This window comes from Streptomyces sp. P9-A2, assembly GCF_036634175.1.
In the GTDB taxonomy this organism is placed as follows: Bacteria; Actinomycetota; Actinomycetes; order Streptomycetales; family Streptomycetaceae; genus Streptomyces; species Streptomyces pratens.
In genome coordinates this window covers 5,414,597-5,440,676 of the sequence record NZ_JAZIFX010000001.1, presented here as the reverse complement: position 1 = coordinate 5,440,676, position 26,080 = coordinate 5,414,597, and the positions used below count along the sequence as shown (strand labels likewise).

Here is a 26,080-nt window from a genome sequence, read left to right as displayed (position 1 = left end):
TGCTCCCCTCAGCCCCGGACCCGGAGACGGTCGGTGCTGTCCTCACTGGGCTGGACGACGACGATGCCCTGACCGGAGAACGCCATCTGGTAGGCCTCGCCGCTGCCGCGGCCGATCAACGACTGCGCCCGGAAGCTGCGTTTGCCCTTCACCTTGAGATTCGGGGACCAGGCGACCAGGGCGTCCGGGTCGACGTACGTCTCGTCGTCACCACCGCCGCAGTCGACGACGATCGGCTTGCCCCGGGAGGTCAGCGCGACCCAGCCCTGCCCGGAGATTTTGGTGTTCCACAGGCCCTGACCGGCGAATTTCGCCAGGCCCTTCACCCGCTCCACGCCCCAGGTCAGGCCGGCGTCGAAGGCGAGCAGGTTGGTGGCGTTGACGGAGATGCCTTCGCCGTCGAGGTTGAGCACGACGACGTTCGCACCGTAGTCGGCGAGGTAGAGCAGTCCGTCGCCGGAGCACTTCATCAGCGGGGCACCCTCCCCGGTGGCCCAGTCCCGGGCGATCTGGCGCACGGCCGGCGGGTTGGGCTCGTACTGGATGAACCCTTCGTAGGCGATCATCGACCCGACGCGCGCGAGGAGGTCGTGCCCGGTCTGCATGGCGACCTTGAGCATGTGATCGCCGTGGTTCTCCATGCGCGCGGTGACCGGCGTGGGGGCGTAGCCCGCGAGTGGCTGGTTCATGACGGGCTCCCTCAGATCTCGTACGGCTGGACGACGACGAAGTTGCCGGGCGCGCCCCGGAACTGGAGGTTGACGCTCTCCCCGGTGTCGCCGGGGTAGGAGTTGCGGCGCATCCGCACCTGGCTGGAGACGATCACCTGGGAGGCGGCCGACCAGGCGACCACGGCGTTGGCGTCGGCGAACGTGGTGGGTGTCACCGGCAGGACCACGGGCACACCGTGCGTCTTGACGACGATGGTGCCGGTCCCCTGGAACTGCATCGTGAACAGCGCGCCGCCGGGGATGCCGTGTCCCTCGATGCGGCGGACCTCGTGCTGGAGGCTCTCGTCGAAGGCGAGGACGCTCTCGGCGGAGACACACACGGCGTCTCCCTGAAGCTCGATCGGGTGCAGCATCGTGGCGTCCTCGGCGAAGAACACCTGCCCCTGGCCCGTGCAGCGCATCAGCTGCATCTCCTGGCCGGTCGCGTTGCCGACGATCCGGCCGCTGAACCCGGCGCCCTTGTAGCTGAAGTCGACCTTGCCCTGGTAGAGCACCATGCTGCCCTGACGGGCCAGCACGGGCTGTCCGCCCATGCCGAGGTCGGCGCGGACCAGTTTCGGGTTCTGCTGGGTCCAGCGCTGTCCGGTGGGCGTCTCCTTGAACATCTGGAGCGCGCCGAGCACACCCGGGCTCTGCGGCACTCCCTGGGGTGCGCCCTGCGGTGCCCCGTAAGGAGCCGGCTGACCCGGCATCTGCCCCGGAGGCGTCTGTCCGGGTGGCGGTTGCTGGCTGTACCCGGGCGGGGGCATCGGCTGGCCGTACCCCGGCGGAGGCATCGGCTGGCCGTACCCCGGCGGAGGGGCGGGGGCGGGCGGCGCATGTGGTGCGTGCGGCTGCGCGCCGTAGCCAGGGGGCGGCGGGGCGCTCGGGGCGGGTGGCTGCTGACCGGGCCGGTCGAAGGCGGGCGCCGGGGACGGTGGCGGCACCGGGGAACCGCCGGGCGAAGTGTTCAAGGGCGCGACGATCGTCGGCGCGGCGTGTACCGATGGCGCGGGGGCCGGCGGGGTGGCGCCGGGCGGAGGGGCGAACCCCTGCGCGGCGGGATGAGGAACCGGTGCGGGGGCAGGGGCCGGGGCGGGCGCGGGAGCCGGCGCGGGGGTGCCGGGAACACCGAAAGCGGGCGGGGCGAAGCCCGGGGCAGTACCTCCCGCCTGCGGCTGCGGCTGCTGCGGGGCGGTGGGCTCTTCCTCCGCCACCTCACCGCCGAAGTTCTTCAGCAGCGCGTCGAGCCCGCCGTCGAAGCCCTGTCCGACAGCGGCGAACCGCCACACGTCCTTGAAGTAGAAGTCACCCAGCATCACCGCCCGCTCGGTGGAGAACTCCGAGCCGCTGAAGGGATAGCGGGCCACTTCCTCGCCGCCCGCGACGATGCGGATGTATCCGGGGCCGATCTGGGACATCTGCCCGGCGCCGTCGAGCGTCGCCGTGAAGGACAGCTTCCTGATCTGCTGCGGGATGCCGTCCAGCGTCACGCGGAAGGACTCCGTGTCGCCCGCCTGGGGGCCCAGCAGCTGAAGGGACTCCTCGGGGGACTTCGGCTGGTTGAAGAAGATGAAGTACCGGTCGTCCGAAAGCCGTTCATCGGCATCGAGACCGAAGCAGCTGATGTCGAAGGTGAGCCCGGGGCCGGAGATCTGCACGCCTACGTACAGATCCGTGCCCGCGGTGAGGTCACTGATCCTGGCCTTGTGGCCGCGTTGGAATTCCCTGGCCATGCGTACGACCGTCCCCCATCCCGAATGTGAGTGCGTCGCGTCAGGCTAACCGCAAACCCGGACATCGGATGAAGTCGGTACAGACCCGGTACACAATGCGCGGGTGCCTCTACGGGGTACTCACGTCGGGCGGCGTTCACTCGTTGCGGGTCCCCGGCAGATGGGGCAACCGCTCGGCCGCGACCACTCCTTCGAGGTAGCCCCGGGCCCGTTCCGTCTTCGGATACGCCTCCAGCAGACGCCAGAAGCCGGGCCCGTGTCCGGGCACGAGAAGGTGAGCCAGTTCGTGGCAGAGGACATAGTCGACCACGTACTCGGGCATGCCCTGCAGTCGGTGCGACAGGCGGATGCTGCCCTCGGACGGCGTGCACGAACCCCAGCGCGTGTTCTGGTTGGTCACCCAGCGTACGGAGCGGGGCTGGGCCCGACCGTTGAAGTACTGGGCCGACAGTCGCTCGGCGCGCTCGGCCAGTTCGGTGTCCCCGAGTGCCCGCCTGCTCTCCTGGGCCGCCAGCTTGTCGAGCATGACGTTCACCCAGCGCTGCTCCTCCGCCTCGGACATCCGGGCGGGAATGAGCACCACGGTGCGATCGCCCTCGCGGTACGCGGAGACCGTTCTGCGCCGGCGGGCGCTCCTGCGGACCTCGATCGCGCTCGCCCGTGAGCCGCTCGTCGGCTGACTCGTCGTGCTGCGCTGAGGATGTGGGGCGCTGTGCAGTGGGTCGGCGGGCACGCCCCGACGTTACCCGCTGCACACGGGGAAGTCCCGGCTCCGGGGCCCTTCGATATCGATCCCCCCGCCATGCGCCGGATTTGTATGATTAATTACCTTGCCTGTGGATAAATTTAGGCAAGCCACTCCGAATCCGGGCATGCTGGCACCCGTCGACCGGCCCACGGGTGGGCGGCGGTACCACGGCAGCCATTCGAGCGGCAGCCGTTCACGGAGACGCGGGGGACCTGACATGCATCCGATGGTGAAGCCGGCGCTCCGGCGCGGCTGGCGCGACCTCAACACCGTGCAGTTCGGGATGACACCCGCGCACGCGTTGACCCTGGGGCCGGTGGACACGGCGACGGGCAGCTTCCTCGATCTGCTCAACGGCACCCGTGGGCTCGATCGCCTGCGTGAGGAGGGCCGACGGATGGATCTGCCCGACGGTCATGTCGACCGGCTCGTGGCCCGGCTGTCCCGGGCCGGGCTCCTCGACGACTCCCGGGGCGGTGGCCCGGCCGCCGACGCCCTGCGCGAGAAACGGGAGGTCCTCGACCGGCTGCGCCCCGATCTGGCCTCGCTGGCCCTGACCACCTCCGCGCCGGGCGACGCACTCGGCCGGCTCGCGGCGCGCCGCGGAGCCCGGGTGCAGGTGAGAGGCGCGGGCCGGGTGGGCTCGATGCTGGCGGCACTGCTGTCCGGGGCCGGCGTGGGTGAGGTCGACGTCCGCGACATCGGCCGGGTCGAGCCCTGGGACGTCGCACCGGGCGGACTGCCCCCGGAAGCCGTCGGTGATCGCAGGCACGAGGCGGCCCGCCGTGCTGTGCGCCGGGCCGCGCCGGACCGGTCGCCGCGCCGGACCGCCCAGTGCCCGCCGGAGGAGGGCGCTCCCGGTTTCTCCCTGGTGATCCTCGCCCCGCGGGACGACGTCGCCGTGCACACCCCGGACCCGGCGGGGACCGAGCCCCTGATGGCCTCGGGAACACCCCACCTCTACGTCGGTGTGGTGGAGGGAACCGGCGTCGTCGGCCCGCTGGTCCTGCCCGGTGAGACAGGCTGCGCGGGCTGTCTCCAGGAAGACAGGACCGACCGGGATCCGACCTGGCCGCGTATGGTCGCCCAGTGGCGTTCCGGACAGCAGCGCCGGGTGGGAGCCTGCGATCTGTCACTGGCCGCGACCGTGGCCGGACTGGCCGGTGCCCACACGCTCGCCTTCCTGGACGGCCACGTTCCGTCCAGTGCCGGTGCCCGCTGGGAGGCTTCGCTCCCGGGTCTGAACTGGCATGCGTGGCCGGTCGGGGCGCACCCCGGATGCCCGTGCGGAGCGGCGGGCCGGAACGCGGAGAAAACGGAGCCGGAGCACACCGCCGAACACGGCCGGACGCACGAGACAATGGGCTCGCACGGGCCGTCGAGGAAGTTGTGCCGTCAGGCGGACGCGGAGCGGCCGGCAGGGACTTGGAGGGCTCATGTCTGATCTTCCCCGGAAGGCTGTCACCAGGACCGCCAAACTGGCCGCGCTCCCGCTCGGCTTCGCCGGGCGGGCGACCTGGGGGCTCGGCAAGCGAATCGTGGGCGAGTCCGCGGAGATCGTCGGCCGCGAGTTGCAGCAGCGCACCGCGGAGCAGCTGTTCAAGGTGCTCGGCGAGCTCAAGGGCGGCGCGATGAAGTTCGGCCAGGCCCTGTCGGTCTTCGAGTCGGCCCTGCCGGAGGAGGTCGCCGGACCCTACCGCGCGGCGCTGACGAAACTGCAGGAGGCGGCTCCTCCGATGCCGGTCCGGACCGTGCACGCGGTGCTGGAGGAGCGGCTCGGCGAGGACTGGCCCGACCTGTTCCTGGAGTTCGAGGACAAGCCGTCCGCCGCGGCCTCCATCGGCCAGGTGCACCGTGGGGTGTGGCACGACGGCCGTGAGGTGGCGGTCAAGGTGCAGTACCCGGGCGCCGGGGAGGCCTTGCTGTCCGACCTGAACCAGTTGAGCCGGTTCGCCCGGCTGCTGGGCCCACTGGTTCCCGGAATGGATGTCAAGCCGCTGATCACGGAGCTCAAGGACCGGGTCGCGGAGGAACTGGACTACGGCCTGGAGGCCCAGTCCCAGCGGGCCCACGCCGAGGAGTTCACGGACGACCCCGATGTCGTCGTACCGGCGGTGGTCCACCAGTGTGAGCAGGTGCTGGTCACCGAGTGGATGGACGGCGTACCGCTGTCGGAGATCATCTCGGACGGTACGGAGGGACAGCGGGACCGGGCCGGACAGCTCCTCGCTCGTTTCCTGTTCTCCGGCCCGGCCCGCACCGGACTGCTGCACGCCGACCCGCACCCGGGCAACTTCCGTCTGCTGCCCGGCGGCCCGGACGGCGAGGACGACTGGCGTCTGGGTGTGCTGGACTTCGGCACGGTCGACCGGTTGCCGGGCGGGCTGCCCGCTCCCATCGGCGAGGCACTGCGGATGACGCTGGACGGCGAGGCGGAGGCCGTCTACGCGATGTTGTGCGCGGAGGGGTTCATCAGGGAGACCATCGAGCTGGATCCCGACGCGGTCCTCGAGTATCTCCTGCCGATCATCGAACCGGCGCAGGCCGAGGCGTTCACGTTCACCCGTGGCTGGATGCGCGGCCAGGCCGCCCGCATCGGCGACCCTCGTTCCCCCGCCTACCAGCTGGCCAAGCAGCTCAATCTTCCCCCGGCGTATCTGCTGATCCACCGGGTGACCCTGAGCACGATCGGCGTGCTGTGCCAGCTGGGCGGGACGGTACGGCTGCGCGACGAACTGCGGGAGTGGCTGCCGGGGTTCGTCCTGGAAGAGGCGGAAGAAGCGGAGCCAGGGACAACGGAGGCAGAGACGACAGGGGGAACAGAAGGAGCAGGGGAACTGGTACCGAGGCAAGCGGTGGACGAGATCCTGGTGAAGGAGCCCTCGGAGGCGGAACCCGCCGGACGGAAGTCCATGAAGCGGAAGCCCGCGAAGGGGAAGCCTTCGGCGGTGACCGCCGAGGACGAGGCGCTCGGGGACGAGGCGGTCGAACCGGCCGAGGAGGCGTCGGCGGCGCAGGCGTGAGAGACACCGCCCCGGACCGCGCCCGCTGTTCACCACCACTGCGCGTCCAGGCGGCCCTCGATCGCCCCTGGACCCTGCCGGGAACAGGCCTCGCGGTAGTACCGCCGGATGCCGTTCCCCACTGAAAGTGTCCAGGTCGGCAGCGGGCTCTCGGACGTCACACCACAGCGGGTGCACGCCTGGGGCGTCTGTTCCGCGGCCGAGCGGTCGTCACCGCCACCGCCACCGTCACCGTCTTCGGAATGGCTCGTCATCCGGTGACGACAACGCCGTACCGGATGGCTCGCTCGGCGCAACGTGCCGTGGGGGCCGGTCCGTTCGGCACGGACTGGCCCCCATGGAAGAGCCACGACGGGCTGGATCGACTCGAAGGCCGAATCGACCCGATCGGTTGGATCGGTTACTGCATGACGGCCATGGCGAGTGCGCGGCGGGCACGCCGGGAGGCGCGCTCGGCGCGGCGCTGCATCCGGCGAGCGGTCACCAGGCGTGCCGCCCGGCGCTCCCGCTCGGCCTCGCGCAGGCGCTCGTGCATATGCGCACGGGCCAGGGCTTCTGGAATGAGTTGCATCTCACGGGTCCTGTTCTGGCGCGAGTCGTTCGCACCACGGGTGGTGAAGTCTTCGGTCGCGGAGCCTGCGGGCTCGTCGGCGGTCGGCATCATCGGGTCCTGCTTCTGGGGGTCGTGCGTGAGGGGGCGGTCGATCGTTCCTGGGGTGTTCATGCTGTGACCGGGTTCTTCCGCGGACGGCCGCGCGGCCGCTTCCGGGCGACAACAACGCCCTGGACGAACAGCTCGCCGCCCCAGACGCCCCACGGCTCACGCCGCTCCTTGGCGCCGGCGAGGCATGCCTCCATCAGCGGACAGGTACGGCAGAGGGACTTGGCGTACTCGACGTCCGCCGGCGACTCGGCGAAGAAGACCTCCGGGTCGTAGGAACGGCAGGGGACGGGTACGCCGAGGTTCTCGATGGCGTCGTCGAGCGCGGTGAGCGCGGTGAGCGGAGTCAAGGTCGGGTCCTCCGTGGAGCCGGGCTTGGGGATCGTGTCGGAAGGCGGTACGGACGGGGCGTGCGCTTCGAGTTGCACGGTTCGTCTTCCTCGTCTGGTCGTTTCCGGCCGGTGGGCCGGGTGGCGGCTGGTACCGGGTTCTTGTCCTGTCCCGAGGCGCTTCGGTCCGCCGTCCCCGTTCGGGGACAAACAGAAGGGCCGCGGATCCCGGGTGGGGTTCCGCGGCCCTGAAGGCGCCGGCCTGATCGAATCAGGCTGGATCACTCCAGGGTTCTGGCCCACGGAAGGCCCACATCAGGTGATGCTGCGTCGTCTGCTCCCGGAATCCGGCACCGGTCGCCGCAAAGGCATAGGTCTTCGCCTGTGCCTCTCCCGCTTCCAGTGCCTTGATCGGTCGCTCATCGCGCTCACGGACGACAAGGCCCGCGGAAGCAACGGAGGACGCCGGACGTGCGGCAGGGATGCCGGACAGAGCGGTGCCCTGATTCGAGACGCCGAGAATGCACAGGGAGACGGCCGAGTGATCGGTCATTTTGACGACGGAGCTGGTGTTGATGCTGATCACGGGACTCGCCTCCTCTCGGCGCATCGGGGGACCGGGGTCAGCCGGTCCGACGGATATGCAAGTACAGCACGGAATCAGGGCCTCCGAGAAGGCCGCTGCTCTCGTGTCTAAGAACCTATGGGGATTGCTGGGGCATGCGCAAACTATTTTCTCGACGAGTTGGAATCAGTCCTGATCTTTGCCCTGCGCTCCGTCCCCGCCTGCGCAGATCGCCAGTACGTCGGCCCCGTAACGGTCCAGCTTGCGCTTGCCCACCCCGGGGATGCGGGCGAGCCCCGGCGGGTCCTCGGGAACGGCCTCGGCGATGGCCATCAGCGTCTTGTCGGTGAAGACGCAGAAAGCGGGCTGCCCACTGCGCCGCGCCTGCTCACCACGCCAGTCGTGCAACCGCTCGTAGACGCCCTCGTCCATGTCGGAGGGGCAGTCCTCGCAGCGCATCAGTTTCATCTCGCCCGCGTCCGTCAACGTGCGGCCGCAGACCCGGCAGCGGGCGGGGCTGCGCTGCCTGCGTCTCGGTTCCGGAGCCACGGAGACGGCGGTCGCCCTCCCTGACACGCCACGCTCCACACCCCCCGTGGCTCCGCTGCCGACCGCGCCGCCACGGCCTGCCGGCGAACCGGAACGCAGCCCGTCGAGGAAACGGCTGGGCCGGCGGTTCGCCCGCCCGCCGGGCGAGCGGGCGAGCGACCAGGAGACGTGGAGCCGCTCCCGTGCCCGGGTGACACCTACATAGAGGAGACGGCGCTCCTCCTCGATCTGTTCGTCGGTCTTCGCATAGGTGATCGGCATCATGCCCTCGGCGACACCGACCAGGAAGACCACGTCCCACTCCAGGCCCTTGGCCGAGTGCAGCGACGCGAGGGTGACGCCCTGCACGGTCGGGGCGTGCTGGGCACCTGCCCGCTCATCGAGTTCGGCGACGAGATCGGCAAGGGTGGCGCCCGGCTTCGCGGCGACGAAGTCCTGGGCGAGGTTCACCAGAGCGGCCAGGGACTCCCAGCGCTCCCGTACCGCCCCCGAACCCGCCGGCGGCTGCGCCGTCCAGCCTTCGCCCGACAACACGGCACGCACCTGGGAGGGCAGGTCCACCACGTCGTCGAGGAGGCTGTCGTTGCCGCCGAAGCGAGCCGCCGCGCGCAGGGCACTGCCCGCCTTGCGCACTTCCGGACGGTCGAAGAAACGCTCGGCGCCACGCAGCTGATACGGCACTCCGGCGTCCGCTAGGGCCTGTTCGTAGGTCTCGGACTGGGAGTTCGTGCGGAACAGCACGGCGATCTCACTGGCCCGGACACCGGAACCGATCAGTTCACCGATCCGGCGCGCGGCGCCCTCGGCCTCCGCGGGTTCGTCGGTGTACTCGGTGAAGACGGGGTCGGGTCCCGGGCCGCGCTGGGAGACGAGTTCCAGCCGGTGATCGGCGGCACGGCCGTGCGCCTGGGCGAGCAGCCCGTTGGCGAGGCGGACCACCTGGGGGGTCGAACGGTAGTCGCGGACCAGTTTCACGACGGTGGCACCGGGGTGCTTGGTGCGGAAGTCGAGCAGGTGGTCGGGCGTTGCGCCCGTGAACGAGTAGATCGTCTGACTGGCGTCGCCGACCACGCACAGGTTCTCCCGGTCGCCGAGCCAGAGTTCCAGCAGTCGCTGCTGGAGCGGGCTGACGTCCTGGTACTCGTCGACGACGAAGTGCTGGTACTGGGCCCGGACCTGTTCCGCGATGTCCTGGCGGTCCTGGAGCACGGCCACGGTGAGCAGCAGCACGTCCTCGAAGTCGATGACCCCCCGCTCCCGCTTGAGGTCCTCGTAGGCGGCGTAGAGCTGGGCGATCTCGGCGGGGTCGCGGGTCGCCTCACGCCCGGCCTTGACGGCGGCGGGCGGGTAGTCGGCCGGGACGGTCTGGGTGACCTTGGACCACTCGATCTCGGCGGTGACGTCCCGCAGCTCGCCCCGGTCGAGCCGGATGCGGCAGGCTGCGGCCGCGTCGGCGACGAGCTGGATCTTGCGGTCGACCAGCCGGGGCAGGGAGCCACCGACCGCTTTCGGCCAGAAGTACTGGAGCTGGCGGAGCGCCGCCGAGTGGAAGGTGCGGGCCTGGACCCCCACGGCGCCGAGCTGGCGCAGCCGCCCGCGCATCTCCCCGGCGGCGCGGTTGGTGAAGGTGACGGCGAGCACGCTGGAGGGCTGGAGGATCCCGGCGCGCACCCCGTAGGCGATCCGGTGGGTGATCGCCCTGGTCTTGCCGGTGCCGGCACCCGCCAGCACACACACCGGACCGTGCAGGGCGGTGGCGACCTCACGCTGCTCGGGGTCGAGCCCTTCGAGCACCGCGTCGGCCGAGTCCGGTACCCGCGGAAAGAGAGGGGAGTGCGTTGCTGCTGTCACACAGCCATGCTGCCAGGTCACCGGAGACCGCTGAGCCGGTTGTCCACAGGCGTGCCCTCGCAGTCGTACTGATGCGACAGGCATCACGTCCTCGTACGGCAGGCATGCGGCAGGCATCACGTCACGCGGACGGGGCGGACATCACGTCCCGCGGGCGGGCGGCCCCAGCCCCAGCCCCAGCCCCAGCCCCAGCCCTCGGGAATGGTGGCGCTTTCAAGTACGTTCCCCTCAACGAGGACTTCCCGAGTCGCCGAAGGAGCACGAGAGACATGCCGGGCACTGTGACGATGTACAGCACCACGTGGTGCGGATACTGCCGCCGCCTGAAGGGTCAGATGGACCGCGAGGGCATCGCGTACACCGAGATCAACATCGAGCAGGACCCGGACTCCGCGGCTTTCGTGGAGAAGGCGAACGGCGGGAACCAGACGGTCCCGACGGTTCAGGTAGTTCCCACCAACGGTGGCTCTGAGGTCGTGATGACCAACCCGAGTCTTGCCCAGGTGAAGCAGGCGCTCGGCGTCTGAAGCTCACAAGGCACCACGCCCCCTCTGGTCGACGTGACCGGAGGGGGTGTTTTCGGCAGGGTGAACGGGAGCCGCTGCGGCAACGGGAACGAGAGCCACGTTGCTCCATCCGTGAAGAGGATGGATGCGACACAGGTCCATGATCGGCAACGAGATCGGGAGCCACCTCTATCGGGTGACTTCCGACGCAGTGGCGATAGGGCGCGGGGTGTCTGAGTTCCTGGTGGCCGGGGTGCCGGTAGCTTGGCGGTCCCGGGTCCTCTCGGGCTGTGTCCCTGACAGGCATGGCACTGGAGGACCCGGCTCCATCACGGTGCTGTGAAGTTCTGCGGCCTTTCGAACTCAGCGGCGGGACATGTAGAGGTCGAGGGCCTTGTGCAGGAACTTGTTGAGGGGGAAGTCCCATTCACCGAGGTATTCCACGGCCTGGCCGCCGGTGCCGACCTTGAACCGGAGCAGGCCCAGCAGGTGGTTGCTCTCGTCCAGGGTGTCGGTGATGCCTCGGAAGTCATAGATACTCGCGCCGAGCTCATGGGCGTCGGACATCATCCGCCACTGGATGGCGTTGTTCGGCTGGACCTCGCGCTTTCGGCTGGTGGAGGCACCGTAGGAGTACCAGACGTGCTCACCGACGGTCAGCATCGTCGCCGCCGCGAGCACTTCACCCTCGTGGTGGGCGAGGTAGAGGCGCATGCGGTTGGGGTCCTCGGCCGTGAGCGCGGTCCACATGCGCTGGAAGTAGGTCAGAGGGCGAGGGATGAACCGGTCGCGTTCGGCGGTCTCGACGTAGAGGTCGTAGAAGGCGGGCAGATCGTCGTAGCCGCCGAGGACGACCTTGACACCTGCTTTCTCTGCCTTCTTGATGTTGCGGCGCCACTGTTGGTTGAGGCCTCGCTGGACATCCTCCAGCGACCGTCCGGCAAACAGGACTTGGAAGACATAGCGCGGCTGACCGGCGGCGAAGCCGTCCTCGCTGTCGGGTTCGGTCTGCTGCCAGCCCATCCGCCGAAGCCGGTCTGCGACGTCGAAAGCCCGCGGCTCGTGCGCGGTGGCCTCGGCATCCCGCAGCCGCCTGGCCTGCGGATCGGCGATCGCAGCCTTGACCGCCTCCGCACTCCAGCGGCGGGCGACGACGGGCGGGCCCATCTTCACCGAGAACGCGCCCTGGGCCTTGAGATAGGCGAGCATCGGCTCCAGCCACTGCTCAAGATCCGGTGCAGCCCAGTCAATCACCGGTCCTTCAGGCAGATATGCAAGGTACCGCTTGAGCTTCGGCAAGGGCCGGAACAGCACCAGTCCCACGCCGGCGAGACGGTCGTTGCCGTCGAACCAGCCCAGACTCTCCGCCCGCCAGTCCGGCTTCACATCCCCCCAGGAGGGAACCTGCATGTGACTCGCCGAGGGCTGGGCCGTAACGAAGGCCAGGTGCTCCTCGCGGGTGATCGCCTTCAGGCGGAAACTCATGTGCGGCGCTCCTTTGTTCAGCGCCTCAGCCTACTGAGGGGCACTGCCGTGGATCAGTCCCGTCTGCTCACCGCGCTGTGTTCTGCCGTTCGGACTCGGTGGCCTGGAAGCGGTAGGACTCGGTTCCGGTCTGGATCAGCGTGCAGCGGAAGGTGAGCCGGTCGGCGACGGCCGCGCAGAGCCGGGGCTCGTTGAAGATCTTGTCCCACTCAGCGAAGGGGGAGTTGGTGGCGACCGCGGTCGCCTTGCGCTCCTCCCGCTCGGTGAAGATCTGGAACAGCAGCTTGGCGCCCTTCTTGTCCAGGTCGAGGTAGCCGAACTCGTCCAGGCACAGAAGATCGACCTTGCTGTAGCGGGCGATCACGGAGGACAGGCGCTTGGCCGTGGCGGCCTCGGCGAGCTCGTTCACCAGGGCCGCGGTGGTGGTGTAGCGGACCGACAGGCCGGCCTCGGCGATCGCGGTGCCGACCCCGATCAGCAGATGGCTCTTGCCCGTGCCGCTGTCGCCGATCAGGACCAGGGGACGTCCCTCCTGGACCCAGACGGGGTTCTTCAGCTCGCCGATGATCTCCGGTGAGACGTGCGGGTTCTTCTCGAACCGGAAGTCCTCCAGCCGCTTGGGTCGGGGGAAGCGGGCGGCCCGGATCAGCCGCTGCTGGCGGCGGAGCTCCCGGTCGTCGCGCTCCAGCTGCAGCAGGTCCAACAGGAACTGCTTGTAGGTCAGCTGTTCGCGGCGGGCGGTGGTGGCCACCTCGACGAACCGCTCGCGCAGGGCGGGCAACCTGAGGTCCCGGCAGAGTTCGTCGATCGCGGCGTCCTCCGGGTCGCCGGGCAGCGGCATCCGGGTGGCCGGGACCTCGGCCGCGTGCGGCTCGGCGGTGCTGGTGGGGGTCATGCGCTGGTGCCCTTCCTTGGTGTCGTCGCCGTGCTCGTCATGGGGGTGACCGGCTTCAGCAGCCGGTCGTACTTGCTCAGGTCCGGCAGCCCGGGCCGCAGGTCCGGCGGCAGCCGCTTGGCGTGCAGGGAGAGCACCTTCGCGCCGTCACCGGCGGCGTCCTCACCGCCCCTGTTGCCGTCGTCCTGGTCGAGCGGATCGTCGGTCGGCTCGGCCTCGGCGTTCTCCAGGGCCTTGCGGGCCTCGATGGCCACCAGGTCGGTGCTGACCGCGCCGACCTTCAGCACCGTGGTCATCCCGGCGACGACCGCCTCGGCGGGCAGAGTCCGGTGCAGCAACAACACCTCGATCAGCATCCGGGTGCCCTCGCGGTCGCCGCACCTGGTCTTCGCCGCGGCCCAGAACGCCTCGTGCGTCTTACTGAAGACCCCTTCCGCGCGGGCTTGCGCCAGCGCGGCCGCCCCGGCGAACGCACCGGGCTTGACCAGCAGGATCTCCAGGTAGTGGTCGAGGATGTCGTGGTAGGTGTAGCGGCGGGTCAGCCGTGGATGGCGGGCGACGACGTTGCGGCCGTCGAAGATCCACACCTCGTTCGCCCTCAGCCTCACCCGCACCTTGGCGCCGATGAACCGGGCGGGCACCGAGTAGTAGCACTGGCGGACGGTGACCCGGCCGTTGCGGTGCACCACCGGCGTCAGGTCGATCCCGGTGTCGTACTCGTCCGCCGGCAACGGATGCAGCAGCGGCCGTTCCTGCTCGAAGTCGAAGCCCACCGAGGTCGGGCGGCCGTGGATGTGGCGGGCGTCCTCCTCGGCGTCGACCGCCGCCAGGCGCTCGTTCAGCTCCGCCAGCGACTCCGCCTCCGGTGGCGGGACCAGGTGCCGACGGCGGAACCGGCCACCCTCGTGTTCCACCCCGCCCTTCTCGTGGGCGCCGGCCTCTCCCGGGGTGCAGTAGAAGGGCGAGAACGAGTACCAGGATCGAAAGGCGGTCCAGCGGGCCGACTCGGTGCGTGAGCGACCGAACAGCACCTGCTTCACCGCGGGCTTGAGGTTGTCATACCGAATGTGGACGGTGGGCACCCCACCCAGCACGGAAAACGCCTCCACGTGCCCTTCCAGGAAGGCTTCCTGTGAGGCGGTGGCGTAGACGCGGTGGACCGCCTTGCCCGAGTACGACATCCGCAGCGTGAACAGCACGCACTTGCGGCGCTGCCCGGCCAGGTCCACCCACACGTCCGCGAAGTCGACCTCGGCCTCCTCCCCGGGCCGCTTGGCCTGCGGCACCGTGCCCTCCAGGAACCGCCGCCCCTCCCGGGCCTGAAGCTCGATCTCGGGCCGGCGCCTGCGCACGTAGTCGCGGACCGTGGAGTACGACGCCTGCTCGAAACCCCGCTCCGCCGCCAGCCGCTGCACGATGCGGTCGATGGTATGCCGCTGCTTGCGAGGCGCCCGGACGTCCTCCCGCAGCATCTCGTCGATGAAGCCCTCCACCGGCTCCAGCACGCTCGCGCGGGGCGGAGGTGGCTTCCGCACCGGCGGCACCGGATGGTTCAGGGCCTTAACGACCGTCTTGCGCGACACCCGGTAGCGCCGGGCCAGCGTCCGCTGCGACACCGTCGGATCCAGCCGCCGGTCCCGGCGGATCCGCTCGAAGATCCACTCACGCGATCTGTACACGAAAAGGTCTCCTGACACGACCTTGATCAACGCGCACAGCGTGACCGGCCAGATGCCCCAAGCCCCTCATTACGCCGAAAGCGGCATGTCACATCCGGTCAGGCCGGGTGGTCCCCAATCTCGTTGCCGAAACAGTGGTCCCCGTTCTCACCGTCCGAGCGGTCCCCCTACGCCCTGTCGAAAACAGAGGGGGCGTACCTGAACCGCCCCGGGTCAGGTGGAGGCTCGATTCCATGTAAGGATTGAGTCATGGCACGACCCTCCCGTTACCCGCTTGAGCTGCGCCGTCGTGCGGTGCGCATGGTCGCCGAGGTGCGCGACGACCACCCGAACGAGACGGCCGCCCTGCAGGCGGTCACCGACAAGCTCGGCATCGGGTCCCGCGAGACGCTGCGGAACTGGGTGAAGCAGCACGAGATCGACGCGGGGCAGCGTCCGGGGACGACGACGGAGGAGTCCGCCCAGCTCAAGGCGTTGAAGAAGGAGAACGCCGAGCTGAAGCGGGCCAACGAGATCCTCAAGGCCGCGGCGAGTTTCTTCGCGGCCGAGCTCGACCGGCCACACACGCGCTCGTAGCGTTCATCGACGAGCACCGGGACCGCTTCGGCGGGGTCGAGCCGATCTGCAGGACGCTCACCGAGCACGACTGCAAGATCGCCCCTTCCACGTACTACGCCCACAAGAAACGCCTCGAAACGCCCTCCGCCCGCCGCTTGCGCGACGAAGAACTCAAGGAGCGGATCCAGGACGTCCACACGTCCAACTACCGTGTCTACGGGGCCCGGAAGGTCTGGCGCGAGCTGAACCGGCAGGGACATGCGGTGGCTCGCTGCACCGTCGAGCGCCTGATGCGCGAGCTCGGGATCCAGGGGGCAGTGCGCGGCAGACGCGTCATCACCACGATCCCCGGCGGACAGGTCCAGCGGGCCCCCGATCTGGTCGACCGCGACTTCGTCGCCGTCGCTCCGAACCGGTGCTGGGTGGCGGACTTCACCCATGTGAAGACCTGGTCCGCGACCGTCTATGTCGCGTTCGTCGTGGACACCTTCTCCCGCCGGATCGTCGGCTGGTCCGCGGCCACCGTGAAGGAGACCGTCTTCGTGCTGGACGCCCTGGAGATGGCCCTCTGGCAACGCGACCGCGATAAACAGCCGGTTCAGCCGGGCGAGTTGATCCATCACTCGGACGCCGGGTCGCAATACACGTCGTTCAAGCTCGCCGAGCACCTGGACGCCGCCGGCATCGCGGCGAGCATCGGATCGGTCGGTGACGCGTACGACAACGCCCTGATGGAGTCCACGATCGGCCTGTTCAAAACCGAGTTGATCAAGCCCCGGCGGCCCTGGAAGACGCTCTCCCAGGTCGAGCTGGCCACCGCCGAGTGGGTCGACTGGTACAACCACCGAAGACTCCACGGCGAGATAGGCCACATTCCGCCCGTCGAATACGAAGCCAACTACTACACCGAACTCACGAAACCCCAGGTCATCACCACAATCTGAGATCTCTACCGAACCCGGGGCGGTTCAGTCTGGGCCTGGACCGCCGAGAGGACCTTCCACGCCGCGTGCGGCCCCGGAAACCTCACCGAGACCCTCACGCTGTTCCGTACCTGGGCGACCCCGATCGCTCCCTGAACCGGCGCAGAACCCGTAGACACCAAACCGGTGAACCTATGCGGTCAGAGCACTAGTAGGGCTTTGTTAGGTCCTGTGGTGTGGTTCTGGGGTCGGTGCAGGCTGGCCGCATATCGAGCAGGCGCCGGTCCAGGTGGCCAGGAGGGCCTGGAGTTCGCGGAGGACCGCGTAGAGGGTCAGGCCGGCGCAGGGACTTTTGGGTCGAGCCGCAGCAGGGTGCAGAAGGCCTGGGCAAGGGCGGCCAGGGTGACGTGCCGGTGCCAGCCGTGGAAGCTGCGCCCCTCGAAGTGGTCCAGCCCCAGACCGTCCTTGAGCTCACGGTAGTCGTGCTCAACTCGCCATCGGATCTTGGCGATCCGGACCAGGTCACGCAAGGGGGTGTCGGCGGGAAGGGTGGACAGCCAGTAGTCGGTGGGCTCGGCGGAGCCCGGTGGCCACTCGGCCAGGAGCCAGCACTCGGGCAGGGAGCCGTCGGCGAAGCGGCGGATGGTGCGGTTGGCGGGGCGGACCCGCAGCGCCAGGAACCGCGAGCGCATCTCGGCGCGGGGGTTGTGCTTGCTGGTCCTGCTGCCCTGGCGCCAGGTCACCGTCCGCACCACCGACCTTCCTGCATCCAGGGCGAGTTGGCGCAAGGTGGTGTGCGGCTGGGGGTAGGCCGGGACGGGTGGGCGCCCCCGGCCGGAGTACGACACCCGCTCGGGGACCGCGTCACCCGGGTAAGCGGTAGTGGTGCCCTTGACCGCCACGGCGTAGGCCAGGTCGCGCTCGGTCAGCCCCTCGCGAAAGCCCGTGGCATCCCCGTAGCCGGCGTCGGCGACGACCGGCAGGTCCGGCAGTTCCCAGTCCTCGCGCACTTCGTCGAGCATCTCCAGTGCCAGGCGCCACTTCTCCCGGTGCCGCTCAGCCTCGGGGACACCCGCCCTGACCCGTCGCCTGCGGATCGCCTCGGCCAGCAACGCGTCTTCGCCCTGCCGGGTGTCGTCCCAGCTCTCGGGGAGAAACAGGCGCCAGTCGACGGCCGAGGAGGCCCGGTCGGACACCAGATTGACGCTGACCCCGATCTGGCAGTTGCCGCGCTTGCCCAGCGCGCCGCAGTACATCCGGGCCACCCCCGGGGAGTCGTAGCCGTCCTTGGGGAAGCCGACGTCGTCGATGGCGTACGCCTCCGGGCCGATGTGCGCTGCCGCCCAACGGGCCTGCCGTTCACGGACCTTGGTGTAGTCCCAGGTGGAGGAGGAGACGAACTGCTGGAGCTGCTGGTGGTCCACGCCCAGGCGTTCGGCCATCGGCTGCATCGACTTGCGCTTGCCGTCCAGCATCAGCCCGCGCAGGTACAGCTCGCCCTTCGCCCGCTGGTCCCGCCGGGTCAGCGGGCCCAGCATCTGGGCCGCGAACGCCTCCAGGCGCGGGCGGACCGTCTCCATCTCCTCAGGTGTCACACCAGACAGGACACCACGAAACGCTCCCACCAGGCACTATGGCAAACCTAACAAAACCCTACTAGACGACTGTCAGGCGAGGGACAGAATCTCTTCGCTCCGATCTGCCCCATCAACGCCAGCCTTCGCTTGCTGTGCCGCGCGCTGCGCTTCGAAATCCTCCCAGCGGCTGACGATCTCGGACCCGGCACCGGTCAGCAACGGCGGCTTTGCTACGGGCACCCATCCGGGAAGCTTGAAGGCTTCGAGCGGCTCCACGACCTGAGACGGCGCCGTGCGCACATCTCTCCACTGCACACCCTGTACCCGAAGGTTGTCGATCAGGTCCCCTGGGTCGATGGCAAGTACGTCGGTTCGGAAGTACGCCTTCACCTTGTGCTTCTTCAGGAACTCCCGACGCTCATTCACGTTGGACCGCTGCCACCACTCCGCGTAGCTCTCGCCCGTGCCGACCCATACCGTCACCGGCTTCGGTCCATCCTGGCTGGTGACTTTCTCTCTCTTCTGCGCGAGGTCGGCGACGCGGGAGGCGTACGCGACGGCGCTGATCTCGCTTTCTTGAAGTTCCTTGAGTAGCTGGTTCATCTTGCCGTCGATGACGGCCAGCTTCGCCGCACGGCTGTCATCGATGGTCGTGCTGGACTCCATCCGCTCAAGGTGCCCGATCTCCCCCAAGAGCGCTGACTCCAGCCACGGGTACAGGTCGTCGGCTAGGAAGGTCTGTTTCGGGCACGCCTTGATGCCCTTGCTCTTGTTGCCATGACAGCGATACCGCTCGCGCTGCCCCTTGGCCGGGTTGCCCTTGACGTAGTAGATCGGGCTGCCACACGACATGCAGAACGTGATGCCTACCGTCGGAGAGGTCGAGCCCTTCTGCTTCTTGTACTTGACCGAGGCGGCGGCCTCGGACAAGGTCGCCCACTCCTCCTCGTTCAGCACCGGTTCCGACCGCATGACGGGCGTGCCGTCGTCGTTGCGCACCACGGTGCCGTTGGCCCGTACGTACTCCCCCAGGAGTGATCGGCTGGTGAGTACGGCCTGGACCGTGGTGGCCGTCCACCGGCTTCCACGTGGCTTCGGGTCGGCAAGTCGGGTAGTACTCGCACCGGCTGCGGCACGGATGCGAGCGATGTCCTGGGCCGTGGGTACTCCCTCGTCGTTGAGCCAGTCGGCCACGGCGGAGAAGCTCGGCTTCTCGATGAACCGTCGGATCATCTCGATGAGGACAGGGCCGTACTTGGGGTCCAGCTCCAGAGTGAAGCCGTCCTCCCCCTTGACTGCTCTCCGTCCGAACGGGACGAGACCGCCGGGCCAGCGCCCGGCCTTACGCATCGTCTCCCGGGACGCCTTGGTGCGGGCCTTGATGGCGTCGAGTTCGGCCTCTGCGACCACGGCGAGGATCTTGGCGATCGTCTTGCCCCACGGCTTCGAGAGGTCGAACCCCTCTTCACAGGAGATCAGGCCCTTACCGTTCGCCTCGCACCACTCGATGATGTCCGAGAGGTGCCGGACCGACCGAGCGATGCGGTCGATCTTCAGAATGATGATGTGGTCGAACTGATCCTTCTTGTTGTTGAGCCAGTCCCCCAGGGACGGACGCATCCACGGCGAGATCAAGGCGGATACGTCGATGTCCACCGCGAAGTCGATCAACTCCATCTCTTCGGCATCGGCCCGCTTGCTGATGCGCGTGCGCTGCGTCTCTTCGCCGGTCTGGTTCTCGTTGCCAACGGACAGACGGATGACGCCAAGAGCCCTGGGCTTCTCGCTCACGCTCTTCCCTCTCCTGCAGGGGGCGGCCCTCCCTGGCCGCCCTCACTGGCGGGAAGTTTACAGACGGTCCCGACCGTCCTCTTCGAGGACGGCTCGACACTCACCAACCCGTCGTTGGCGCAGGTGAAGCAGAAGGTCGGCGTCTGAGCGAGCGGTTCCCCGGAGCGGGGTGGGCGTTCCTGACCGAGGGCCTGATCAAGGCCCGGTCGTGGGACGCCCACCCCGCTCCGTCGTTGTACGGCGGGTACCGCGGGGCGAAGGCGGTACGGCGCGGAAGGCGCCGCGGGTCAGAAGGTGGTGCGGGTCGGGAGGGGCTTGCCGTACCAGCGCTCGATCAGGCGGGCCGCGATCGAGATGCCGTAGGGCGGGAGCATCTCGCCGGATTCGAAAGCGGCGCCCAGTTGGTCCCGGGAGAACCAACGGGCCTCGTGGATCTCGTCGCCGTCGACGTCGATCTCGGTCGAGGTGGCGCGGGCGACGAAGCCCAGCATGAGGCTGGAGGGGAACGGCCAGGGCTGGCTGGCGACGTACTCGACCTCGCCGACGCTGATGCCGACCTCCTCGTGGACCTCGCGTCGCACCGACTGCTCGATGGACTCCCCCGGCTCGACGAAGCCGGCGAGCGTCGAGAAGCGGCCCTCGGGCCAGTGGACCTGGCGGCCGAGCAGGATGCGGTCCTGGTCGTCGACGACGGACATGATCACCGCGGGGTCGGTGCGCGGATAATGCTCGGCGCCGCAGGCCGGGCAGCGGCGAATGTGGCCGGCCGCGGCGATGACGGTGCGCTCTCCGCAGCGGGAGCAGAAGCGGTGCAGCCGCTGCCAGTTCTCCAGGGCGACCGCGTGCACCATCAGACCCGCGTCGCGGGGTGCCAGGAGCAAGCCCGCCTCGCGCAGGCCGGCCGGCCGGGCGGAGTCGTCCATGCGGCCGGGCAGGGCGTCCTTCTGCAGGGCGAAGTAGCTGACGCCGTCCTCGTCGGTGCCCAGGAAATAACGGTGTGCTTCGGTGAGCGGTGCCTCGAAGGGGGGCGTCATGACGAGTTCGGTGCGGCCGTCGGCCGTCTCGTCGATGAGGACCTGGCCGCCGGAGACCACGAAGCAGCGCGTCGAAGGGTGGCTCCAGGCCGCCGCGAGCCATGCTTCGTCGAGCCGGTGGTGGGCGGCGCGGTTGATGCCGCTCGGGGCGGTGAGCGAGACGGGGCGGTCGGTGGTGTGGTCGGTCCAGGTGGTCACGGGTGCTTCCAACTCCCCCGGTGAAACGGATGGGATCGGCGGTCGGTTCGGCGGGTCGTACGGGCGGGCGCGACCGGGCCCGTAGGCGCGCGCGGTGGCGGAGTGCTTCCAGTGTGCCCCGCGCGGGCGGCCCGGGCCGGACGGCCCGAGAGCGTTCAGGGCACGTGCCGCCAGTGCTCGGCGAGGTCGTCCCAGAGGTGTGCGGCGGCCTCGGCGCCCTTGAGGAGCAGGTCCAGTTCGACCTTCTCGTCGGGGGCGTGCCATCCGTCGGACGGGACGGAGATGCCAAGGAAGAGCACGGGGGCGCCGAGCACGTCCTGGAGGTCGGCGGCCGGTCCGGAACCGCCCTCGCGCGTGAAGCGGACGGGTGTGCCGAAAGCCCGGCCCATGGCGCGGGCCACGGACTTGAGGGCCGGGTGGTCCAGCGGGGTCAGGCACGGGCGGGTGGCGGGACTGAAGGCGATCTCGCACCGGATGCCGTCGGGGATCTGTCCGGCCACCCAGTCGCGGACGGCCTTCTCGATGTGGTCGGGGTCCTGTCCGGCGACCAGCCGGAAGGACAGTTTGACCATGGCGGAGGACGGGATGACCGTCTTGCTGCCGGGGCCCTGGTAGCCGCCGCCGATGCCGTTGACCTCCGCGGTGGGGCGGGCCCAGACGCGCTCCAGGGTGCTGTATCCGGCCTCGCCTCCGGTCGCGTGGGAGGAGGCGGCGCGCAGCCACTCCCGCTCGTCGAAGGGCAGCTCGGCGAAGAGTTCGCGTTCGCGGTCGGTGAGCTCGACGACGCCGTCGTAGAAGCCGGGGACCGCCACGCGCGCGTGCTCGTCGTGCAGCGCGGCGACCAGCCGGGCGACGGCGGTGGCCGGGTTGGGCACCGCGCCGCCGAAGGAACCGGAGTGGATGTCCTGGTCGGGGCCGTGCAGGCGGATCTCGCACTCGGCGAGGCCGCGCATGCCGGTGCACACGGTGGGGGTGTCCTCGGACCACATCCCGGTGTCGGAGACGATCACCACGTCGGCGGCGAGCCGGTCCGCGTGCCGCTCGACGAGGGTCCGGAAGTGGGGTGAGCCGGATTCCTCCTCGCCCTCGATCAGCAGTTTCAGGTGCACTGCGGGGGCGCTGCGGCCGGTCGTGGCCAGGTGGGCGCGGACGCCGAGGGTGTGGAAGAACACCTGGCCCTTGTCGTCGGCCGCCCCGCGCGCGTACATCCGGTTGTCCCGGACGAGGGGTTCGAAGGGCTCGCTGTGCCAGCCGTCCTCCCGGGCGGCGGGCTGCACGTCGTGGTGGCCGTAGACCAGGACGGTGGGCGCCCCGGGGTCGGAGGAGGGCCATTCGGCGTAAACGGCGGGGGCGCCCCGGGTCGGCCAGACCTCGGCGGTCGGGAAGCCGGTCGCGGTGAGTGCGGCGGCGAGCCAGTCGGCGCTGCGGCGCACGTCGGGTGCGTGATCGGGCTGGGCCGAGACCGAGGGGATGCGCAGCCACTCGGCGAGGTCGTCGAGGAAGGTGGCGCGGTGCTGTTCGATGTACGTGCGGACGGCGCTGACGGCACTGTCAACGGGCTGGCTCATGGTCTCGAGCCTATCGGCCCGCGGGGGTGTCCTCGGAGTGCGGTATCTCACCGGACGGTTCTTCCAGCAGCAGCCGTTCGATGGCCGCGCGGTCCGGCAACGCCTCGGGGCGTACGACCTCGCCGGTGCGTACGTACAGGAAGGCGGCGCTGACCGACTCCGGGGGGACGCCCTGCTGCTCGGCCCAGGCGAGCCGGTAGACGGCGAGCTGGAGCGGGTCGGCGGTGCGGCCTCGGCCGGTCTTCCAGTCGACGATCTCGTACGTCGTCCCGGCGCCGGCGACAGTACCGCCCCTGGTTCCGGCACTGTCGCCGTCGCTGTCCCTGGCCCCGGTCCCGCCCGCATCGCTGCCGTCCTGCCGGTAGACGGCGTCGATGCGTCCACGGACGACCCGGCCGGCGATCTCCAGCTGGAAGGGGGTCTCCACGCGGTAGGGCGTGCGGTGGGCGTACGGGGTGCGTTCGAAGGCCTCCTTGAGGGCGGCGAGGTCCTGCTCGTCGGCGATCTCGGCCTCGCTGCCGGGAAGGTCGTCCGGTTCGAGCAGGGGCAGTGTCAGTTCCTCGAAGCGCGCCTCGACCCAGGCGTGGAAGCGGGTACCGCGGCGGGCGGCCGGCTGCGGCGGGCGGGGCATGGGACGGGCCAGCTCCCGTGCGAAGCCGTCCGGGTCCTCGGCCAGCCGCAGCAGCTGGGAGGCGGTGAGCGACGGGGGCAGCAGGACCTCGGTGACGCTGTCACGGGCGCGCAGCAGTTCGCCGGTGAGGGCGTCGAGGTCGCGGTCCCAGGAGGCGACGGTACGGGCCTCCTCCGGCGTGAGGCGTGGCGTGGCGGGCTCCGGGGCGTCGGGGAGGCCGGTGGGCTCCGGGGCGTCGGTGGACCCGGGGGACCCGGTGGGCTCAGGGGCCGTCGCTTGGTGCGGGATGGTGGGGCGGCGGTCGACGGAACGGCGGTCGACGGAATGATCGGCCGGAAGACTGCCGGTGGGGCGGTCGGCGGTCCAGGAGTCCCAGTCGCCCCCGCCGGACGCGTCGTCGGCGAAGGGGTCGATGTCGTCGGGCGGGAGGCCCTCGTCCTCGGGCAGCAGGTCCTCGTCGTCCGGGGGCAGGGGCCAGTCCGGGTCGTCGTACGTGTCCGGGGCGTGTACGGCCGGGGGAAGATCGTCGGGGTGGCCGGCGAGGCTCTCGAGGTGGGCCAGGACGGTGTCGGCGGCGGCGCGGCGGCGGGCGAGGGCTTCGTCGTCCAGCGGGAGGGGCCACACCTGGTCCTGGGTGGCCCGGCTCAGTGCGGGGTTCTCGTCGTCCTCGGCGGGCTCGTCCGCCCATGCCTCGATCTCGCCGTACCCGGCGGCGCAGTGGTCGTGGAGGGCCCGGAGGAACGCGGACGGCCCGCGCGGCTTCTTCTGGGAGGCCCCCCACCAGTGGCCGGAGCCGAGCAGCAGCGAGCGGGGACGGGTGAAGGCGACGTAACCGAGACGGAGCTCCTCGGTGTGCTGGTGGTCCTTCATCGCCTCGTGGAAGGCCTTCAGGCCCCGGGAGTCCCAGGATTCGATGTCGGGCAGGGTGTCGGCATCGCCGCGCAGCCCGTGCGGCAGGACCTTGCCCTGCGCGGTCCACTTCTCGCGGCCCTGACCGCTGGGGAAGGTGCCGGTGACCAGTCCGGGGACGACCACGACATCCCACTCCAGGCCCTTGGACTTGTGCGCGGTGAGCACCTTGACGGTGTTCTCGCCGCCGGGCAGCGCGTTGTCGAGGCCCTTCTCGTACTGGGCGGCGGTGCGCAGGAAGCCGAGGAAGGCGAGCAGGCCGGCCTCGGCGTCCCCGGCGGCGAAGGAGGCGGCGATGTCGAGGAAGTTGGAGAGGGTCTCGCGGCGGCGGGCGGCCAGGGCGTGTGGGGACGCCGACAGTTCGATCTCCAGGCCGGTGACGGCGAGGACGCGGTGCAGGACGTCCATCAGCGGGTCGGCCAGGGAGCGGCGCAGATCGCGCAGTTCGGCGGCCAGCCGGGCGAACCGCACGCGCGCGTCCGGTGAGAAGGGCAGCCCGTCATCGTCCCCGTGGCCGTCCAGCGGGGTCTCCAGGAACGTGTCGAGGGCGTCGGCGAGCGAGATCACCTCGGACGGGTCGATGCCCTCGACGGCCTCGGCGAGACGGCGGTCGGGGTCGTCCTCGCCGTCCACGCGCGCGTGGGACACGAGCAGGCGAGCGCGGCGGCCGAGGAGGGCGAGATCGCGCGGGCCGATGCGCCAGCGGGGGCCGGTCAGCAGACGGACGAGCGAGGCGTTGGCGCCGGGGTCCTGGAGGACCTCGCAGACGGCGACCAGGTCGGCGATCTCGGGCAGGTGCAGCAGCCCGGACAGGCCGACGACCTCGACGGGTACGTCCCGGGCGACGAGGGCGCTCTGGATCTCGGCGAAGTCGGTCGCGGTGCGGCACAGGACGGCGATCTCGCCGGGCTCCTTGCCGGTGCGTACGAGGTGGGCGACGGAGTCGGCGATCCAGTCGAGTTCCTCGGCGTGGGTGGGCAGCAGGGCGCAGCGGACGGTGCCGTCCCGCTCGGCTCCCGGAGCCGGGCGTAGGGCTTCCACGCCCGCGTGCATGGCTCGCAGGGGCTCGGCGAGGCCGTTGGCGAGGTCCAGCAGGCGGCCGCCGCTGCGGCGGTTCTCGCTGAGCGACTGGCGGGTGGCGGGGCCGCCGTCGGCCCGGGCGAAGTGTTCGGGGAAGTCGTCGAGGTTCGCGACGGAGGCGCCGCGCCAGCCGTAGATCGCCTGGCAGGGGTCGCCGACGGCGGTGACCGGGTGGCCGGTGCCGCCGCCGAACAGACCGGCGAGGAGGACGCGCTGGGCGACCGAGGTGTCCTGGTACTCGTCGAGGAGGACCACGCGGAACTCGTCGCGCAGGACGCGGCCCACCTCGGGGATCCGGGCGAGCTGGGCCGAGAGGGCGATCTGGTCGCCGAAGTCGAGCAGGTCGCGTTCGCGTTTGGCGGCCCGGTAGCGCAGGACGAGGCCGGCGAGTTCACGCCGCGCGGCGGCCGCTTCGGGCACTTTGCGCAGGTCGGCGTTGGTGAGCTTGGTGTTCTCCAAGGTGCGCAGCAGCTCGGTGTCATGGCCGCGCAGGTCCTCGGGCCGTACGAGGTGCTCGGAGAGTTCGCCGTCGAGGGTGAGGAGGTCCCCGACCAGGTCGGGGAAGGCACGGGTGAGGGCGGGGTAGGGGCCGGGGGCCTCGCGCAGCACCCGTGCGGCGAGCTGGTAGCGGGTGGCGTCGGCGAGGAGGCGGGAGGTCGGTTCGAGGCCGAGGCGCAGCCCGTGGTCGGTCAGGAGGCGGCCCGCGAAAGCGTGGTAAGTAGAGATCACCGGTTCGCCCGGCGGGTTGTCCGGGTCGATGGTGTCCGGATCGGTGACGCCTGCCTTGATCAGCGCCTTGCGGACGCGTTCGGCGAGTTCGCCGGCGGCCTTGTTGGTGAAGGTGAGGCCGAGCACCTGCTCCGGGGCGACCTGGCCGGTGCCGACCAGCCACACCACCCGCGCCGCCATCACCGTCGTCTTGCCGGAGCCGGCTCCGGCCACGATCACCTGAGGAGCGGGCGGCGCGATGATGCAGGCCGTCTGCTCGGGAGTGAAAGGGATCCCGAGGAGCTCCTTGAGCTGCTCGGGATCGCTGATGCGCGTATGCACATGCAGAGGCTAGCGGCGGCCGCT

The 26,080-nt window shown here is 70.0% G+C and carries 20 protein-coding genes and 1 pseudogene; 5 read left to right on the top strand and 16 right to left on the bottom strand.

Annotated features, from left to right (window positions below):
- Positions 1–8 precede the first annotated feature (8 nt).
- The 3 genes from V4Y04_RS24840 to V4Y04_RS24830 all read right to left on the bottom strand — a co-directional run bounded on the left by V4Y04_RS24840 (position 9) and on the right by V4Y04_RS24830 (position 3,179).
- The gene (locus tag V4Y04_RS24840) at positions 9–689 is read right to left on the bottom strand and encodes an AIM24 family protein (RefSeq protein WP_332430529.1); all 681 of its coding nucleotides are present in this window, start codon (positions 687–689) and stop codon (positions 9–11) included.
- Between the two features lie 11 nt (positions 690–700).
- Positions 701–2,446, bottom strand: a complete 1,746-nt coding sequence (locus V4Y04_RS24835) for a TerD family protein (RefSeq protein WP_332430528.1) — start codon at positions 2,444–2,446, stop codon at positions 701–703.
- 136 nt (positions 2,447–2,582) lie between these two features.
- Positions 2,583–3,179 carry a M48 metallopeptidase family protein gene (locus tag V4Y04_RS24830; RefSeq protein WP_332430527.1) on the bottom strand — a complete coding sequence of 199 codons (597 nt, stop codon included), beginning with the start codon at positions 3,177–3,179 and terminating at the stop codon, positions 2,583–2,585.
- A 232-nt stretch (positions 3,180–3,411) separates the two neighbouring features.
- Between V4Y04_RS24830 and V4Y04_RS24825 the strand changes: the two genes are divergently transcribed.
- Together V4Y04_RS24825 and V4Y04_RS24820 are read left to right on the top strand one after the other, a co-directional pair.
- Entirely contained in the window at positions 3,412–4,638 is a 1,227-nt protein-coding gene (locus tag V4Y04_RS24825) for a TOMM precursor leader peptide-binding protein (protein WP_332430526.1), read from the top strand.
- Positions 4,631–6,217, top strand: a complete 1,587-nt coding sequence (locus tag V4Y04_RS24820; RefSeq protein ID WP_332430525.1) for an ABC1 kinase family protein — start codon at positions 4,631–4,633, stop codon at positions 6,215–6,217. Before V4Y04_RS24825 ends, V4Y04_RS24820 begins: the two co-directional genes overlap by 8 nt.
- 29 nt (positions 6,218–6,246) lie before the next feature.
- On the opposite strand, the gene V4Y04_RS24815 is transcribed toward V4Y04_RS24820, so the two are convergent.
- The 5 genes from V4Y04_RS24815 to V4Y04_RS24795 all read right to left on the bottom strand — a co-directional run bounded on the left by V4Y04_RS24815 (position 6,247) and on the right by V4Y04_RS24795 (position 10,256).
- Positions 6,247–6,471: a hypothetical protein gene (locus V4Y04_RS24815; protein WP_332430524.1), complete on the bottom strand. Its 225-nt coding sequence runs from the start codon at positions 6,469–6,471 to the stop codon at positions 6,247–6,249.
- 146 nt (positions 6,472–6,617) lie between these two features.
- Complete coding sequence (locus tag V4Y04_RS24810; RefSeq protein ID WP_332430523.1) at positions 6,618–6,941, bottom strand: hypothetical protein; 324 nt, start codon at positions 6,939–6,941, stop codon at positions 6,618–6,620.
- Positions 6,938–7,306: a WhiB family transcriptional regulator gene (locus tag V4Y04_RS24805; protein WP_055573144.1), complete on the bottom strand. Its 369-nt coding sequence runs from the start codon at positions 7,304–7,306 to the stop codon at positions 6,938–6,940. The genes V4Y04_RS24810 and V4Y04_RS24805 overlap by 4 nt, the downstream gene beginning before the upstream one ends.
- 172 nt (positions 7,307–7,478) lie before the next feature.
- Entirely contained in the window at positions 7,479–7,793 is a 315-nt protein-coding gene (locus tag V4Y04_RS24800) for a hypothetical protein (RefSeq protein WP_332430522.1), read from the bottom strand.
- 165 nt (positions 7,794–7,958) lie between these two features.
- Positions 7,959–10,256 (bottom strand): ATP-dependent DNA helicase UvrD2, encoded by a 2,298-nt coding sequence (locus V4Y04_RS24795; protein WP_332430521.1) that lies wholly within the window; start codon positions 10,254–10,256, stop codon positions 7,959–7,961.
- A 185-nt stretch (positions 10,257–10,441) separates the two neighbouring features.
- On the opposite strand from V4Y04_RS24795, the gene V4Y04_RS24790 reads away from it, so the two are divergent.
- Positions 10,442–10,699: a mycoredoxin gene (locus V4Y04_RS24790; protein ID WP_332430520.1), complete on the top strand. Its 258-nt coding sequence runs from the start codon at positions 10,442–10,444 to the stop codon at positions 10,697–10,699.
- Positions 10,700–11,041: 342 nt separating this feature from the next.
- Here V4Y04_RS24790 and V4Y04_RS24785 read toward each other — a convergent pair whose 3' ends face one another.
- The 3 genes from V4Y04_RS24785 to istA all read right to left on the bottom strand — a co-directional run bounded on the left by V4Y04_RS24785 (position 11,042) and on the right by istA (position 14,737).
- The gene (locus tag V4Y04_RS24785) at positions 11,042–12,163 is read right to left on the bottom strand and encodes a lipid II:glycine glycyltransferase FemX (RefSeq protein WP_332430519.1); all 1,122 of its coding nucleotides are present in this window, start codon (positions 12,161–12,163) and stop codon (positions 11,042–11,044) included.
- A gap of 67 nt (positions 12,164–12,230) precedes the next feature.
- A complete protein-coding gene (gene istB / locus V4Y04_RS24780; RefSeq protein WP_443080201.1) occupies positions 12,231–13,004 on the bottom strand; it encodes an IS21-like element helper ATPase IstB in 774 nt (257 codons plus the stop codon).
- A 50-nt stretch (positions 13,005–13,054) separates the two neighbouring features.
- On the bottom strand, positions 13,055–14,737 hold the full coding sequence (istA, locus tag V4Y04_RS24775; RefSeq protein WP_332430517.1) for an IS21 family transposase: 1,683 nt from the start codon (positions 14,735–14,737) through the stop codon (positions 13,055–13,057).
- A 249-nt stretch (positions 14,738–14,986) separates the two neighbouring features.
- Here istA and V4Y04_RS24770 point away from each other — a divergent pair.
- A protein-coding gene (locus V4Y04_RS24770; RefSeq protein ID WP_332430516.1) for an IS3 family transposase occupies positions 14,987–16,239 on the top strand; the annotation gives its coding sequence in 2 pieces (ribosomal slippage) (positions 14,987–15,269 and positions 15,269–16,239; 1,254 coding nt in all).
- A 311-nt stretch (positions 16,240–16,550) separates the two neighbouring features.
- On the opposite strand, the gene V4Y04_RS24765 is transcribed toward V4Y04_RS24770, so the two are convergent.
- Together V4Y04_RS24765 and V4Y04_RS24760 are read right to left on the bottom strand one after the other, a co-directional pair.
- A complete protein-coding gene (locus tag V4Y04_RS24765) occupies positions 16,551–17,813 on the bottom strand; it encodes an IS701 family transposase (protein ID WP_332430515.1) in 1,263 nt (420 codons plus the stop codon).
- A gap of 72 nt (positions 17,814–17,885) precedes the next feature.
- Positions 17,886–19,586 (bottom strand): recombinase family protein, encoded by a 1,701-nt coding sequence (locus tag V4Y04_RS24760; protein WP_332430514.1) that lies wholly within the window; start codon positions 19,584–19,586, stop codon positions 17,886–17,888.
- Between the two features lie 51 nt (positions 19,587–19,637).
- Between V4Y04_RS24760 and V4Y04_RS24755 the strand changes: the two are divergent.
- A pseudogene (locus V4Y04_RS24755) lies at positions 19,638–19,733 on the top strand (NrdH-redoxin); the annotation flags it as partial.
- A 140-nt stretch (positions 19,734–19,873) separates the two neighbouring features.
- On the opposite strand, the gene nudC reads toward V4Y04_RS24755, so the two are convergent.
- The 3 genes from nudC to V4Y04_RS24740 all read right to left on the bottom strand — a co-directional run bounded on the left by nudC (position 19,874) and on the right by V4Y04_RS24740 (position 26,056).
- Positions 19,874–20,830, bottom strand: coding sequence for an NAD(+) diphosphatase (nudC, locus tag V4Y04_RS24750; RefSeq protein ID WP_332430513.1), 957 nt, complete (start codon positions 20,828–20,830; stop codon positions 19,874–19,876).
- A gap of 143 nt (positions 20,831–20,973) precedes the next feature.
- On the bottom strand, positions 20,974–22,386 hold the full coding sequence (locus tag V4Y04_RS24745) for a dipeptidase (protein ID WP_332430512.1): 1,413 nt from the start codon (positions 22,384–22,386) through the stop codon (positions 20,974–20,976).
- A gap of 10 nt (positions 22,387–22,396) precedes the next feature.
- Complete coding sequence (locus V4Y04_RS24740; protein ID WP_332430511.1) at positions 22,397–26,056, bottom strand: ATP-dependent DNA helicase; 3,660 nt, start codon at positions 26,054–26,056, stop codon at positions 22,397–22,399.
- Positions 26,057–26,080 lie beyond the last annotated feature (24 nt).